11 protein-coding genes are annotated in these 14,090 nt (G+C 68.6%); 2 read left to right on the top strand and 9 right to left on the bottom strand.

Annotation, left to right across the window (positions count from 1 at the left end):
* Positions 1–139: 139 nt before the first annotated feature.
* From ACZ9AQ_RS19670 to alr, 3 genes are all read right to left on the bottom strand, one after another.
* Positions 140–460, bottom strand: coding sequence for a PilZ domain-containing protein (locus ACZ9AQ_RS19670; protein ID WP_429206446.1), 321 nt, complete (start codon positions 458–460; stop codon positions 140–142).
* An 84-nt stretch (positions 461–544) separates the two neighbouring features.
* Positions 545–1,921: a DNA repair protein RadA gene (gene radA / locus ACZ9AQ_RS19665; RefSeq protein ID WP_429206447.1), complete on the bottom strand. Its 1,377-nt coding sequence runs from the start codon at positions 1,919–1,921 to the stop codon at positions 545–547.
* A gap of 53 nt (positions 1,922–1,974) precedes the next feature.
* Positions 1,975–3,081 carry an alanine racemase gene (gene alr, locus ACZ9AQ_RS19660; RefSeq protein WP_429206448.1) on the bottom strand — a complete coding sequence of 369 codons (1,107 nt, stop codon included), beginning with the start codon at positions 3,079–3,081 and terminating at the stop codon, positions 1,975–1,977.
* Positions 3,082–3,241: 160 nt separating this feature from the next.
* Here alr and lplT point away from each other — a divergent pair, with 160 nt between their 5' ends.
* Positions 3,242–4,501: a lysophospholipid transporter LplT gene (gene lplT / locus ACZ9AQ_RS19655; protein ID WP_429206449.1), complete on the top strand. Its 1,260-nt coding sequence runs from the start codon at positions 3,242–3,244 to the stop codon at positions 4,499–4,501.
* 474 nt (positions 4,502–4,975) lie between these two features.
* On the opposite strand, the gene ACZ9AQ_RS19650 is transcribed toward lplT, so the two are convergent.
* The 4 genes from ACZ9AQ_RS19650 to tsaB are packed head-to-tail and all read right to left on the bottom strand — an operon-like array spanning position 4,976 to position 8,007.
* Complete coding sequence (locus tag ACZ9AQ_RS19650; RefSeq protein ID WP_429206450.1) at positions 4,976–5,926, bottom strand: DUF1853 family protein; 951 nt, start codon at positions 5,924–5,926, stop codon at positions 4,976–4,978.
* Positions 5,910–6,812 (bottom strand): uracil-DNA glycosylase, encoded by a 903-nt coding sequence (locus ACZ9AQ_RS19645; protein WP_429206451.1) that lies wholly within the window; start codon positions 6,810–6,812, stop codon positions 5,910–5,912. Before ACZ9AQ_RS19645 ends, ACZ9AQ_RS19650 begins: the two co-directional genes overlap by 17 nt.
* Entirely contained in the window at positions 6,809–7,276 is a 468-nt protein-coding gene (rimI, locus tag ACZ9AQ_RS19640) for a ribosomal protein S18-alanine N-acetyltransferase (RefSeq protein WP_429206452.1), read from the bottom strand. Before rimI ends, ACZ9AQ_RS19645 begins: the two co-directional genes overlap by 4 nt.
* Positions 7,273–8,007, bottom strand: a complete 735-nt coding sequence (gene tsaB / locus ACZ9AQ_RS19635) for a tRNA (adenosine(37)-N6)-threonylcarbamoyltransferase complex dimerization subunit type 1 TsaB (protein WP_429206453.1) — start codon at positions 8,005–8,007, stop codon at positions 7,273–7,275. The genes rimI and tsaB overlap by 4 nt, the downstream gene beginning before the upstream one ends.
* A 125-nt stretch (positions 8,008–8,132) precedes the next feature.
* On the opposite strand from tsaB, the gene ACZ9AQ_RS19630 reads away from it, so the two are divergent.
* Positions 8,133–8,558 carry a thioredoxin family protein gene (locus ACZ9AQ_RS19630; protein WP_429206454.1) on the top strand — a complete coding sequence of 142 codons (426 nt, stop codon included), beginning with the start codon at positions 8,133–8,135 and terminating at the stop codon, positions 8,556–8,558.
* 174 nt (positions 8,559–8,732) lie between these two features.
* Here ACZ9AQ_RS19630 and ACZ9AQ_RS19625 read toward each other — a convergent pair whose 3' ends face one another.
* Complete coding sequence (locus ACZ9AQ_RS19625; RefSeq protein ID WP_429206509.1) at positions 8,733–10,952, bottom strand: xanthine dehydrogenase family protein molybdopterin-binding subunit; 2,220 nt, start codon at positions 10,950–10,952, stop codon at positions 8,733–8,735.
* A gap of 91 nt (positions 10,953–11,043) precedes the next feature.
* Positions 11,044–13,929 carry a bifunctional diguanylate cyclase/phosphodiesterase gene (locus ACZ9AQ_RS19620; RefSeq protein WP_429206455.1) on the bottom strand — a complete coding sequence of 962 codons (2,886 nt, stop codon included), beginning with the start codon at positions 13,927–13,929 and terminating at the stop codon, positions 11,044–11,046.
* Positions 13,930–14,090: the final 161 nt, after the last annotated feature.

Below are 14,090 nucleotides of genomic sequence, written 5' to 3'. Positions count from 1 at the left end.
TCCTCCAAGTTGCACGACCGCTATCACGAATAGCGCACGGCCCGCTCGGCGGGCCGATACAGCAGGCGGCGGGCCCGATGGCGCTCGCCGTTTGTCATATTTGGGGGGTGTACCAGGCGCCGGCAGCGCACCGTCGACTTCATCGCATGAAGCGCGCCAGGGCCGTCACCGCCGCCAGGTCGGGCTGCAGGAACTGAAAGCCTACCTTGAACTCGCCACTGCTGAAAATACAGTATGACACCTTGGCCCGCGTCTGGATGGTGACGATGCTGCCCTCGACCAGCAAGTCGAAGGCCACTTGCCCGCCCTGCCCGACCGCCAGCGGATCGGCCAGGCTGATGCTCACGCCGTTGGCGCCGACGTCGCTGGTCTTGCCGGCGATGGGGGGCTGGCCGTCGATGGCGAGCAGGGCCTTGGTACGGTACGCCTTGCGTGGAGATTTCCTTTGGTCTTGGAACACGTGTTTACCCGAATACAGTGAACAAGGCACGATTATAGAATCTACCGGAAAATCCGACAGGTAGTCGCGGACCGCGATCGACCGTCAGTCGATTTCGCGCAACTTGTTGAACGCCTCGTCGATGCGTTCGACCGCGATGATGGTCATGCCCTCGATCCTGGCCTTCGGCGTATTCGATTTCGGGATCACCGCCAGCGAGAAGCCCAGCTTGGCCGCTTCGCGCAAGCGTTCCTGGCCGCGTGGCGCGGGCCGGATTTCGCCGGCCAGGCCGACCTCGCCAAACACCACCAGCCCGCGCGGCAGCGGCTTGTTGCGCATCGACGAGTTGATCGCCAGGAGCACCGCCAGGTCGGCCGCCGGTTCGGTGATCTTGACGCCGCCGACCGCATTGATGAACACGTCCTGGTCGAAGGCCGCGATGCCGGCGTGGCGGTGCAGGACCGCCAGCAGCATCGCCAGGCGGTTCTGTTCCAGGCCGACCGACAGGCGGCGCGCGTTGGGCAGGTGGCTGGTGTCGACCAGCGCCTGGATCTCGACCAGCAAAGGCCGCGTTCCCTCCTGCGTCACCATGACGCAGGAGCCGGGCACCTGGCTGTCGTGCTGGGACAGGAACAGGGCGGAAGGATTCGAGACGCCCTTCAGGCCCTTTTCGGTCATCGCGAACACGCCCAGTTCGTTCACCGCGCCGAAGCGGTTCTTGATCGCCCGCACCAGGCGATAGCTCGATTGCGTATCGCCTTCGAAGTACAGCACGGTATCGACGATGTGTTCCAGCACGCGCGGGCCGGCCAGCGCGCCTTCCTTGGTGACGTGGCCGACCAGGATGATGGTCACGCCGGTCTGCTTGGCCACCCGCGTGAGCTGGGCCGCGCATTCGCGCACCTGGGCCACCGAGCCGGGAGCCGACGTCAGCGCATCGGAATACATGGTCTGGATCGAGTCGATCACCACCACCTCGGGCTTGAGGTCGGCGATGGTGCCGAGGATTTTCTCGAGCTGGATCTCGGCCTGCAGTTTCAGGTCTTTCGCATCCACCGCCAGGCGGCGCGCGCGCAGCGCGATCTGGGCGCCGGATTCCTCGCCGCTGACGTAGAGGGTGCTGCGGATGGTGGACAGGCTCGACAGCGCCTGCAGCAGCAGGGTCGACTTGCCGATGCCGGGGTCGCCGCCGATCAGGACCACGCCGCCGGCCACCAGGCCCCCGCCCAGCACGCGGTCGAATTCCTCGATGCCGGTGCCGAAGCGCGGCACGTCGATCGCCTCGATGTCGGCCAGGGACAGTACCGGCGCCGTCTGCGCCAGGCTGCGGTGCGGGGTCTGCGACATGCGGTTGACGCCCGGCGTGTCGACGACGGTCTCGACCATCGTGTTCCAGGCCTTGCAATCGGCGCACTGGCCGGTCCAGCGGCTGGCGATCGCGCCGCACTCGCTGCAGGTGTAATTGGTTTTTGCTTTTGCCATCATGTCGATATGGGGTTGGTCGGGCCGGTGTTCAACCGGCGCTCAACTGGCACTCAACCGTCGGTGCCGAGACGGCCTTCGGTGACGCGCACGCGCGGCGCCAGGGCGCACATCAGCTCGTAGCCGATGGTGCCCGCGGCCTGCGCCACTTCGTCGATCGGCAACCCGTCGCCCCACAGGGTGACCTTGCTGCCGATGCGGGCGTTGGGAACCGGCGTCAGGTCGACGGTCATCATGTCCATGGAGACCCGGCCGACGAGCGTCGTGCGCACGCCGTCGACGAGCACCGGCGTGCCGTGCGGCGCGCTGCGCGGGTAGCCGTCGGCATAGCCGCAGGCCACCACGCCGATCGTCATCGGGCCTTCGGCCTCGAAGCGGCTGCCGTAGCCGACCGTGTCGCCCGGCCCGATATGCTGGATGCCGATCACTTCCGAGCGCAGGGTCATGGTGGGGCGCAGGCCGAAATCCCGGGCGCTGCGCCCGCCCGGCGTGCCGCCGTAGAGCATGATGCCGGGGCGGACCCAGTCGTTCGACAACTGGTCGGCGAGTTCGGCCTGGTGCAGCACGCCGCCCGAATTGGACAGGCTGCGCTCGCCGGCCAGGTCGGCGGCCCCCAGCTGGAAACGCCGCACCTGCTCGGCGATCGTCAGGCGCGGATGCTCCAGCTCGTCGGCATTGGCGAAATGGGTCATGTGGGTGATCGAGCGCACGTCGCGGATCGCGCGCAGGCGCTGGTAGGCGGCGCCGTACTGGGCGGGCGGAAAACCCAGGCGGTTCATCCCCGTGTTCATCTTCAGGTAGACGTCGATCGGGCGGTACAGCTGCGTGTACTCGAGCAGCTTGACCTGCTCGATGCTGTGCACGGCGGTGGCGATATTGTGCTCGGCCAGCATGGGCACGTCGGCCGCTTCGAAGAATCCCTCTAATAAAAGAATCGGCTTGATCCAGCCGAGTTCGCGCAGGCGGATCGCGCTTTCCAGCTCGACCAGCGCCAGGCCGTCGGCAGTGGCGAAGCCGCGCATCGCGCGTTCAAGGCCGTGGCCGTAGGCATCGGCTTTCACGACGGCCCAGATCTTCGCCAGCGGCGCGCAGCTGCGCGCCTGGGCCAGGTTGTGCTGCATCGAATCGAGGTGGATGGTGGCGAAGAGCGGACGCGGCATGGCAAGCTTTTAAAGAAAAACGGAGGCGATCCGGTATAAGACGTCAGGTGTCTATTCTACCGGAGCGGGCCGCGCGCTGCCGCCGCGTCCGCGTTTCCGGTTTCGCCGGTCTATGCATTCATGGTATAAAGCAACCCGGACCAGATTTGTGAATTCTCGAATGAACCGTGGTTTCTATACCATCATGGCGGCGCAGTTCTTCTCGTCGCTGGCGGATAACGCGCTCCTGTTTGTCGCGATCAGCCTGCTCGTCGCAATGGACGCCCCGGCATCGCTGACTCCGTTGCTGAAGCTGTCATTCGTGCTGTTCTACGTCCTGCTCGCCGCTTTCGTGGGCGCCTTCGCCGATGCGCTGCCCAAGGGGCGCGTGATGTTCATCGCGAACATCATCAAGGTCGCCGGCTGCGCCCTGATGTTCTTCACCGTCCACCCCCTGATCGCGTATGCCGTGGTCGGCTTCGGCGCGGCCGTGTATTCGCCCGCCAAGTACGGCATCCTGACCGAACTGCTGCCGCCCGAGAAGCTCGTGCCTGCCAATGGCTGGATCGAGGGACTGACCGTGATGTCGATCATCTTCGGCACCGTGCTCGGCGGCACCCTGGTGAGCGAGCGCGGCGTGAACTTCCTGCTGTCGTTTGACGCCTTTACGGCCCTGGGCATCACGACCGGCGCCGAAGCGGCGATGGCGGTGGTGGTCGGCATCTACATGCTGGCTGCCCTGTTCAACCTGCGCATCCCGGACACCGGCGCGCGCTACGAGCACCAGGAACGCAACCCCATCAAGCTAATCACCGACTTCGCCAACTGCTCGGCCACCCTGTGGCGCGACAAGCTGGGCCAGATTTCGCTGGCGGTGACGACCCTGTTCTGGGGCGCCGGCGCCACTCTGCAATTCATCGTGCTGAAATGGGCCGAGCGCTCGCTCGGCCTGCCGCTGGACAAGGCCACGAACCTGATCGGCGTGGTCGCGATCGGCGTGGCGCTGGGCGCGGCGATGGCGGCGCGCATGATCCCGCTGCGCAAGTCCTTGAGCGTGATCCCGATGGGCATCATCATGGGCCTGGTCGTGACCAGCATGGTGTTCGTGCATTCGGTGTCGGTGGCCTATCCGCTGCTGGCCCTGATCGGCTTCCTGTCGGGCTTCTTTGTGGTGCCGATGAACGCGCTGCTGCAGCACCGCGGCCACGTCCTGATGAGCGCGGGGCACTCGATCGCGGTGCAGAACTTCAACGAGAACCTGTCGATCCTGGTGATGCTGGCCGCCTACGCGGTCATGATCACGCTGAACCTGGACCTGGACATCATCATCGTCATCTTCGGCCTGTCGGTCGCCGGCATCATGCTCCTGATCCAGCGCCGCCACACCCTCAACCAGCGCGAACACGATTCGCTCGGACTGATCGGCGAAGGCAAACACTGACCCTGACCCCTACCATAGGGTCAGTGTCGAATTGTTTGACAACGTTTCGCCCCAGCCATTGCTCAACGCGCGAACCAGCTAGCTGATTATCCCAAGCACTTGCTCGGACAGCGCACTCTGTCCCCAATTTCGCCTCCATGCGAAAAATTGCTCAATAAGTCGACTCTGACCCTCATTGTTTTGCAATGAAATTTAAGCCAAGGAAGCAGCGGCTGTTCAGCGCATTCCGCCGCGTCTCGGCATTCTTCGTATTCCTTGCCTTACCTTCACATAAACAGATCCCACCGGCAAAAAAATAATGAGGGTCAGAGTCGACTTATTGGGCAATTCCTCAAAGTTGTCAAACAATTCGACTCCGACCCTATTTATTTACTGTCGAGCTGGCCAGCGGAAAAAGGATGACTCGGGGGCGACTTATTGCGCGCTGCGGAAAGTTGTCAAACAATTCGACGCTGACCCTCATTGAGGGCTGGGCTATGTTGGCGTGCGCGCCTGAGCGGCGCGGGCGCGCCAGTCGTTGGGGACGATGAAGCCGCGGTCGGTTTCTTCGATGAGATCGTCCCGGCGGCGCACGGTCGCCACCAGCAGCGGCGTGCCGGACGTGGCGAAAGCTTGCGCCAGCGCGGCGCCGAGCTCGGTACGGGTCAGCAGCCGATGCGCGCTCGATTGCGCCAGGCACGGCGCCAGCCATTCCAGCTTCGGCAGGATCAGGAAATCCTCACCGGGGATGGCGTCCAGTTCGTCGAGCGCGCACCAGAAGCCGCGGCAGTGGCCGGCCGTGATGCCCTGCATTGCCGGCCAGTTGCCGGCGGGATAGAACAGCCAGCCCTTGACGAGGGCCAGCGCCTGGGTCACCGGGCGCGGCAGCAGCGCCTGCGCCGCCGGATGCTCGCCCAGCGCGAGCTGGCGCTCGAATACCTTGCGCATCTTGGCGCCCAGGCTGTCGGCCAGGTTGGGCCCCACCAGGGCATCGAATTCGTTCGCGGCGCCGCCATCGAGCAGATAGAACTTGGTGGCGAACTCGATATGGGTCAGTGCGTCCGCGCCGCGCTCGAGCAAAAAGTCGAACTCGCCCACCGTGTCGTTGCGGCTGGCGCGCACCTGCAGGCCGTGGCGCACCAGGCGGCCCTGTTCGGCGAAATAGAAGGCCATCAACTTCTCGGCATACAGCCCGAGGCGGGTGTACGTCTTGCCGCCCAGCGCCGCCTCGAGCCTGGACGGGTCCCGGTCGAGTTGCGCCAGCCAGTCGCCCACGTCCGGCGTGACCGGGCCGAGCGTGGCAATGCGGCCCGCCCACGCCGAAGCCGCGGCGTCCAGCAGGTCGGGAGAATCGAGCAGCCAGGCCAGCGCGCGCACCGGCGCCCGCCGCAGGTGACCCCAGCGGCGGTGGAAGGCCGCCTGATGGGCGCTAGTCGCGTGGTCCAAGGGAGCGTGCCCGGCACAGGTCGGCCCAGGCCAGCGCCTTATTGTCGCCGCGCAGCAGCAACTCGCCCGGATGCAGGGTCGCCACCAGCGGCACCTCGTTCAGCTGATGGACCTCGCCGCGCGCACCGGCCAGGGGCTCCTGCAGCGCGCGGCCCAGCAAGCCGTTGGTCGCGACCTGGCCCAGAGTCAGCACGGTCGAGGCCCGGGTGAGCGCCAGTTCGCGTTCGACGAAAGGACGGCAGGCGGCAATCTCGCCGGGGGTCGGCGCGCGCTCGCCCCCCTTCGCGTTCAGCGGCCGGCACTTGACCAGCGGCGTGACGTAGGCATCGCGCTCACGCGACAACCCGACCGCGTGCAGCATATTGTCGAGCAGCTTGCCGGGTTCGCCCGTCAGCGGCTGGCCGGCTTCTTCGTCGAGCGCGCTCGGGGTGCCGGCGGCGATCAGCCAGCGCGCCTGGCGCGGGCCGGCGCCAAACACCGGCTTGCGACCGTCGCCGCAGGCGCAATCCTTGCAAGCCGCGATCGCCTGGCGCAGCCCGGCCCAATCCATCGTGGCGACGTCGGGCGCCGCCGGCTCGGTTGCGACGCCGTCGTCCCAGGCCGCTTCGTCTTGCGCGGGCGGCGGATTGCGGTAAGGCGGCGCGGACAGCGGCGTGTGGACGCGCGCGGCCGGCGCGGATGCGGCTGCAGGTGCGGGCGCGGAGATTGGCGCCACTGCGGGCATTGCTGCAGGCGCCGGTGCGGGCGCGGCGGCGTCCGGCGCCGCCCCGACGACGGCCGCCTCGGCCGCCGGATCGGCCACGGCCGGCGCATCGCGCAGCCGCCACAGCGGGCCGATGCCCATCTCGGCCAGGAACAGCGCATCGCGCTGGCTCAGGTTCGTCATAAATCCAGTCTCATCACGATCGCGTCCTCGCGGCCCGCCGCGCCGGCCGGATAATAGCCCTTGCGGCGGCCGATCTGCACATAGCCATGGCGGCGATACACTTCCAGCGCCCGTTCGTTCGACGGCCGCACCTCGAGCAGGATCGACGCCATGCCGTGCCCGCGTGCGCGCGCCGCGATCTGGTAGAGCAGGCGCCGGCCCAGGCCCTGGCGCTGGCGCTTGCCGGCCACCGCGACGTCGAGCAGGTGCGCCTCGTCGAGCGCGTACATCAACAGGTAATACCCGGCCAGCTCGCCGTCTGCGTCGCGCACGGTCCAGCAATCGTAACCGCTTTCCACTGCGTCGACGAAGTTGCCGCGGCTCCAGGGAAAGGGAAAGACGCTGCATTCGAGCGCCCATACCTCGTCCACGTCGGCCGCCGTCATCGGGGCCAGGTGCAGGCCGGTATCCTGCAACTGCGTCATGTGCCGGCCCTGGCGGCCGCGCTGGCCTGCGCGCTGGCCTGATTGATCGCCTGGCGCTCGGCGCTGGTGTAGGCGACCTTGTTGCGCAGGTAGAGCGGCTGGGCCTGGGCCGCGGGCACGCCCTTCCCGGCCGCCAGCGCGCCGCGCGCCAGCAGCGCCAGCTCACGCGCATGCGGCACGATGCCGGGCAAGGCGGCTTGCGCGAACGGCTTGCCGGCGAAGGCGTCGGCATACTCCGCAAAGCCGTTGCCGCAAGCCCTCAGACCTTCCGCCGCGAGCGGCGCCACGTCCTGCGGCGCCGACAGCGCGGGCGCGAGCACCTCGAGCCACTTGCCACCGTCGAAGCGGTACTGGGCCCAGTACACCTCGCCCATGCGCGCGTCGAGCACGGCCAGCACCTCATCGGCGCCGGTGGCGGCGCGGCAGGCCTCGGCCATCGCTTCCAGGGTCACCAGCGGCAGCACCGGCAGCCTGGCGCCATAGGCCAGGCCCTGGGCCACGCCGCAGGCGGTGCGCACGCCGGTGAACGAACCGGGGCCGGCGCCAAAGGCAATGGCGTCGCAGTCGGCCAGGGCGATGCCGGCCTCTTTCAGCAGTTCCTGCACCATGGGCAGGACCGATTGCGAGTGGCTGCGCACGCCGGGAGTCGAACGCACGATCACGTTGTCCCCGGCCAGCAGCGCGCAGGACGCCAGCTCGGCCGAGGTTTCTATAGCAAGGATGTTAGGCATTGCGCTATTTTACCTTCTCGGCCCGAGGGCTTCCATGGCGCCATGGCGAATCGCCGCTGGATTGCGCCATTGCGGTGCAACATCGCGCCGCAACACCATCCGCAACTCGCTGTACAATGCCGCACATGCAGAGCCTGACCCTCGACTCCACCACCCGCGACGCCGTCGCCGCCGCCGTCCATGGCGACGGCTGGACCGTCGCCTGCCTGTGCGCCGCCTGGTGCGGCACCTGCGCGACCTACCGCGCCACCTTCGAAGAGCTGGCGCTGCGCCATCCCGACAAGCGCTTCGTCTGGATCGACATCGAAGACCAGGCCGACCTGGTGGGCGACCTCGACGTCGACAATTTCCCGACGCTGCTGCTGCAGCGCGGCGACACCGTCGCCTTCTTCGGCACGATTGTGCCGGACGGCGGCGTGGCCGACCGGCTGATCCAGGCCCAGGCCGAACTGGGCGACGACGAGCTGGCGCGCCTCGCGCAGTCGAGCGCAGAGCGCCGCGACTGGCAGGAGGAGTGCAATCTGCGCGTGCTGCTCGGCGCGCCGGACTGATCCGACGTGGATACGCGCCGCAGGTCGCCCTGTGCGCGCTGCTTCCCTCTCGGCGCCTGCGCGGCGTCAGGGTGTCGGCCTTCCTCGACTACCTGAGGGAAGCGTTCCCGAAGGGCATACCAGACGAACTGCCGGCCTGTATCGCGGGCGAGGGCCAGTGCCCGGCCCAAGGGTTCACCCCAATCTCAGCGGCAAGCTGCGCAGGCGCTGCCCGGTCAGCTTGAACACCGCCGCCGCCACCGCCGGCGCCACCGGCGGCACGGCCGGCTCGCCGACGCCTTCCGGATGCGCGCGGCTTGCCATCACGATGGTTTCTACCTGCGGCGCCTGGGCGATGCGCAGCAGCGGATAGTCGCCGAAGTTCGATTGCTGGACCGTGCCTTCTTCGATCGTGATCTCGCCGGCCAGTGCCGCCGACAGGCCGAACACCACGCCCGACTCGACCTGCTGGGCCACGATGTTCGGGTTGACCGCCAGGCCGCAATCGATCGCGCACACCACGCGGTGCACGCGGATCTCGCCATCCTCGACCGAAACCTCGGCCACCTGGGCCACCGTGCTGCCGAACGAGCGGTGCAGCGCCACGCCGTGGGCCCGCCCTGGCGGCGGCTGGCCGGCGGCGCCGACCGCCGCGTCCAGCACCGCCAGCGCGCGCGGATGACGCGCCAGGAGTGTGCGCCGCAGGGCCACCGGATCGTGCCCGCCGGCGTGCGCCACCTCGTCCAGGAACGACTCCTTGAAGAAGGCGTTGTGCGAATGCCCGACCGAGCGCCAGTAGCCGATCGGCACCTGGCTGTCGACCGTCACGTGGGCCACGCGCTGGTTCGGGATCGGATATTGATGGTCGTACGCTCCCTCGGCGGTGGTCTTGTCCGGCCCCAGGCCCGGCAGGCCCAGGCTGCGCTCGACGTACTGGTGGCCGATGGCGCCGCTGGCCGACTTGCTGTCCCAGGCCAGGATGGCGCCGTCCGCGCCCAGTTGCGCCGTGAAGCGCGCCAGCGCCGCCGGCCGGTAGACGTCGTGCATCATGTCCTGCTCGCGGGTCCAGATCAGCTGCACCGGCTGGCCACCAAGGGCCTTGGCGATGGCCACCGCCTGCGCCACCATGTCGACTTCGAGGCGGCGCCCGAAGCCGCCGCCCAGCAGCATCACCTCGATTTCCACGTCCTCGCGCGCCACCCCGGCCACGCGCGCGGCGCAGTCGAGCGCGATGCTCGGCACCTGGGTCGAGGCCCACAGCCGCACCTTGCCGCGCATGACCTGGGCGGTGCAGTTGACCGGTTCCAGCGCCGCATGGGCCAGGAACGGCGCGCGGTATTCGGCGCGCAGCGTTCTTGCCCCGTGCGGTGCGGCGCCCGCGACCGCTTGCGTGCCGGTCTCGTGGTAGACATGCCCCTGCTTGTCGTCGAGCGCGCGCGCCAGGCCGGCCATGACCGCGGCGCTCGAGACCGCCGCCCCCGCGCCCGGCTGCCAGGTGACCGGCAAGGCCTGGGCTGCCTGGCGCGCCTGCCACCAGGTCGACGCCACTACCGCTATACCGGCTGCGGCTGCGGCAGCAGCCCCGGCGCCGCTGCGCCCAACGAGCGCGGACGAGACGTCGACCACAGCCAGCACGCCCGGCATCCGGCGCACCGCGTCGGCGTCGAAGGCCGCGACCGTGGCGCCGATCGCCGGCGCCATCGCCAGCGCCGCATATACCATCCCGGCCGGCCGCGCATCGATGCCGAAACGCGCGCTGCCGTCGGCCTTGGCGCGGCTGTCCAGGCGCGGCTGCGGCTGGCCGATCAGGCGAAATGCCGACGGCGGCTTGAGGCGCACGTCCTTGGCGGTGAGTCCGGCGCCGGCCCGCGCCGCCAGCGCGGCCAGCGCGCCATAGCCGGCGCTGCGGCCGTCGAGGTGGATCACGAAGCCGTCCTCGGTGCGGCAGTCTTCCACCCGCGCCTGCCACGCATCGGCCGCAGCCCGCACCAGCATCGCCCGCGCCACCGCGCCCGCCTCGCGCATCGGCAGCCAGGCATCGCGCACGCTGCTCGAGCCGCCGGTGAACATGATGCCCAGCTCGCGGCCGACCTTCTCCATCAGCCACCGGGCGCCCTGGGCCGTGCGGCCGGCGTCGTCCGGGTGGAACGGCAGGTTTTCGCGCAGCACCGTGACGTTGGCATAGATCTTGTCGATCGGCGGGGCGACCACGCGCACCGCGTCCAGGCCGACGTCGAGTTCCTCGGCCACCAGCATCGGCAGCGCCGTGTGCACGCCCTGCCCCATCTCGCTGCGCGGCACCACCACCGAGACCGCGCCGTCGGGCGCGAGCGCGACCCAGCCATTGAGCGCGACCTCATCGCCGGCAAGCTCCAGCGGGCGCGAAGGATGCAGGCGCTGGCGCGGCGGCTGCATCCCCCAGCCGATCAGCAGCGCGCCGCCGGCGGCGAGGCCCGCCAGCAAAAAGTTACGGCGCGCCGGCGCACGGACCTTCTTGTTCACCTTCTCAGGCACCCGGCGTGCCTCCCCAGCGCGCCAGGATCTCGTCGTGCGCGAGCGGCTTGCCATACAAATAGCCCTGGGCCAGGTTGCAGCCATGGGCCAGCAGGAAGGCCCCCTGTTCCTCGCGCTCTACGCCTTCCGCGATCACCGACAGGTTCATGCTCTTGCCGAGCTGGATGATCGCGATCGCGATCGCCCCGTCGTCCGGATCCTGGGGGATGTCCTTGATGAAGCTGCGGTCGATCTTGAGGGTCTGCACCGGCAACTGCTTCAGGTAGGCCAGCGACGAGTAGCCGGTGCCGAAGTCGTCGATCGCCAGGCACACGCCGATCGCATGCAGGTCGTTCACGTACTGCAGCGCGTCGCCCGTGTTCATGATCGCCGATTCCGTCACCTCGAGCTGCAGGCGCTCTGGCGCCAGGCCGGCGTCCCCCAGCACCGCGGCCACGGCGGCGGCCATGCCGCCGCGCTCGAACTGGCGCACCGACAGGTTGACGGCGATCTTCGGCACCGACAGCCCCTGCGCTTCCCACGCCACCATCTGGCGGCAGGCTTCCTGCAGCACCCACTGGCCCAGCTGGCCGATGAAGCCGGTGTCCTCGGCCAGCGGAATGAAGCTGCTCGGGGCGACCTGCCCCAGTTCGGGGCTGTTCCAGCGCAGCAGGGCCTCGACCCCGACCAGGCGGCCGCTGTCGATCTCGACCTGCGGCTGGTAGGCCAGATAGATCTCGTGCTTCTCGACCGCGCGCCGCAGCAGCGCCTCCATGCGCAGGCGCACGGCGCCGTCGCCGCTCATCGCCGGCGCATAGAACCGGTAGCCGTTGCGGCCGCGCGCCTTGGCCTGGTACATCGCAACGTCGGCGTTGCGGATCAGGATGTGCATGTCGCACCCGTCCTGCGGGTACAGGCTGATGCCGATGCTGCCGGTGACGAACAGCTCGTGGCCCGAGACGTCGAACGGCTGCTCGAACATCGCCATCAGCTTGTCGGCCACGCGCGTGGCGCCATGCTCGCCGTCGACGTCTTCCAGCAGCACGATGAATTCGTCGCCGCCCAGGCGCGCCAGGGTGTCGCCTTCGCGCAGGCAGCGCGACAGCGCCTGCGCCGCCTGCTTGAGCAACTCGTCGCCCACGTGGTGGCCGAGCGTGTCGTTGACGTTCTTGAAGCGGTCGAGGTCGATGAACATCACCGCCAGCTGCTCGCCGCCGCGCTCGGCGCGCGCCATCGCGTGGCGCAGGCGGTCGTGGTACAGCAGGCGGTTGGGCAGCGCGGTCAGCGGGTCGTGGTGGGCCAGGTGGTCGAGCTGGATCTGCGATTCGCGCGCGCCCGTGATGTCGCTGAACACGCACACGTAGTGGGTGGTGGCGCCGTCGTCGTCGCGCACCGCCGACACCGTGAGCGCTTCCAGGTAGGCTTCGCCGCCCTTGCGCGTGTCCCAGATCTCGCCGCGCCAGAAGCCGGATGCGCCGAGCTCGCGCCATATTTCCTGGTACAGGGCGGGATCGTTGCGGGTGCCTGCTGCGCTTTCGGTCGCGCTCCCGCCGTGCGCCGACAGGCTCGACGTCCGCCCCAGCGCTTCCTGCTCGGCGTAGCCGGTGATGCGGGTGAAGGCGGGATTGGTGGCCACGATCCGGCCATGCACGTCGAGCACCATCACGCCGTCGGCGATGTGTTCCAGGACGTTGGCCGACAAGCGCAGCTTCTCCTCGGCCAGCTTGCGCTCGGTGATGTCGGCGAACACCCAGATGCTGCCCTCGTTGGCGCGGTTCGGCTTGAGCGCGCAGCCGCTCATCAGGCACCAGAACAGGCTGCCGTCGCGGTGGCGCAGCTGGCGCTCCTCGCCCAGGTCCATGCTTTTCTCGAGCAGCGGATACTGTTCGACGCTGGTGCGTTCGTAGTCTTCGCGGTTCGGATACAGGATCGCGGTCGACTGTCCCACCATCTCGCCTTCGCCGTAGCCGAACAGCGCTTCGCAGCGACGGTTGCTGGAGACGATGCGGCGCTGGCGCACGAACAGCACGCCGAACATGACGTTGTCCAGGATCGCGCCCTGCTCGGCCAGCAGCGCCTCGATGCGCATCTCGTCGTGGCGGCGCTCGCTGATGTCCGAGATGATGCCGTCCACCCGCACGCCTTCCGGCCCATGCAGCGCCGGATCGAGGGCGCCCTGCGGCTGGCCGTGTTCCTGCACCCAGCGCTCGATGCCGTGGGCGTCGATGATCCGGTATTCCATCTCGTAGGCGGCGCCCGACCGGGCCGCGTCGCGCACGGTGCGGTAGTAGGCGCGCCGGTCTTCCGGATGGACGATGGCGGCCCAGTCCTCGGTAGTGGCGCGCATGAAGCGCGCCGCCGGGTAGCCGGTGATCTTCTCGATCTCGTCGCTGACGAATTCGATCGGCCCACCCGCGCGCACCCGGTACACGGCGCCCGGGACCTGGGTCACGATGGTGCGGAACTGTTCCTCGCGGCGCGCGACGTCGGCGAACAGGTCGCGGATCGCCAGGCGCATGCGCTCCATCTGCTCGCCCAGCCGTCCCAGCTCGTCCTGGGCCGACAGCGCCAGCGGGGTCTCGAAGTCGCCACGCGCCAGGCGGTCCGAAAAGCACATCAGCTTGCGCAGCGGCGACAGCAGGCGCCGCCGCAGCAGCAGCGCGATCAGGAGCAGCGACACCGCCAGCTGCAGCGCCAGCACCAGCACCAGCGCATGATTGCCCTGCAGCGCGTCGTCCGGGCCGGCGCCCGCGCGCTGCTGCAGGCCGACCAGCAGGTAGCTGCCGACCACGGCAGGGGCCAGCAGGCCGGCGAACACCACCAGCAGCAACGCTCCGTACAGCGAACGGCCGTACAGCGAACGCAGGCGGGACGGGGGGCGGGCGGCAGGACTCGACATGGAGGCGGGACTGGACGGGCGAACCCGATGCATCAACGATGGTCAGATTATGCACAGTTGCTTGCCTGGAGTCACTAACATCATGGCCGGCGGCATGCCGGTCCCCAGCGCCACCGTCGGCGCCGCGCGACAAGACTTGCTATCATCGGCCTCGTTTTTGG

The organism is Massilia sp. UYP34, from assembly GCF_056279385.1.
Note: the sequence above shows the minus strand (reverse complement) of the source record. Positions and strands in the feature narration are given on the sequence as shown.

Excerpts from the sequence above, each read along its gene's own strand:
- tsaB (WP_429206453.1), bottom strand. The coding sequence starts at position 8,007 with ATGCCTAACATCCTTGCTATAGAAACCTCGGCCGAGCTGGCGTCCTGC.
- ACZ9AQ_RS19625 (WP_429206509.1), bottom strand. The coding sequence starts at position 10,952 with ATGCAGCCGCCGCGCCAGCGCCTGCATCCTTCGCGCCCGCTGGAGCTT.
- ACZ9AQ_RS19620 (WP_429206455.1), bottom strand. The coding sequence starts at position 13,929 with ATGTCGAGTCCTGCCGCCCGCCCCCCGTCCCGCCTGCGTTCGCTGTAC.
- radA (WP_429206447.1), bottom strand. The coding sequence starts at position 1,921 with ATGGCAAAAGCAAAAACCAATTACACCTGCAGCGAGTGCGGCGCGATC.
- alr (WP_429206448.1), bottom strand. The coding sequence starts at position 3,081 with ATGCCGCGTCCGCTCTTCGCCACCATCCACCTCGATTCGATGCAGCAC.
- ACZ9AQ_RS19630 (WP_429206454.1), top strand. The coding sequence starts at position 8,133 with ATGCAGAGCCTGACCCTCGACTCCACCACCCGCGACGCCGTCGCCGCC.
- rimI (WP_429206452.1), bottom strand. The coding sequence starts at position 7,276 with ATGACGCAGTTGCAGGATACCGGCCTGCACCTGGCCCCGATGACGGCG.
- ACZ9AQ_RS19645 (WP_429206451.1), bottom strand. The coding sequence starts at position 6,812 with ATGACGAACCTGAGCCAGCGCGATGCGCTGTTCCTGGCCGAGATGGGC.
- lplT (WP_429206449.1), top strand. The coding sequence starts at position 3,242 with ATGAACCGTGGTTTCTATACCATCATGGCGGCGCAGTTCTTCTCGTCG.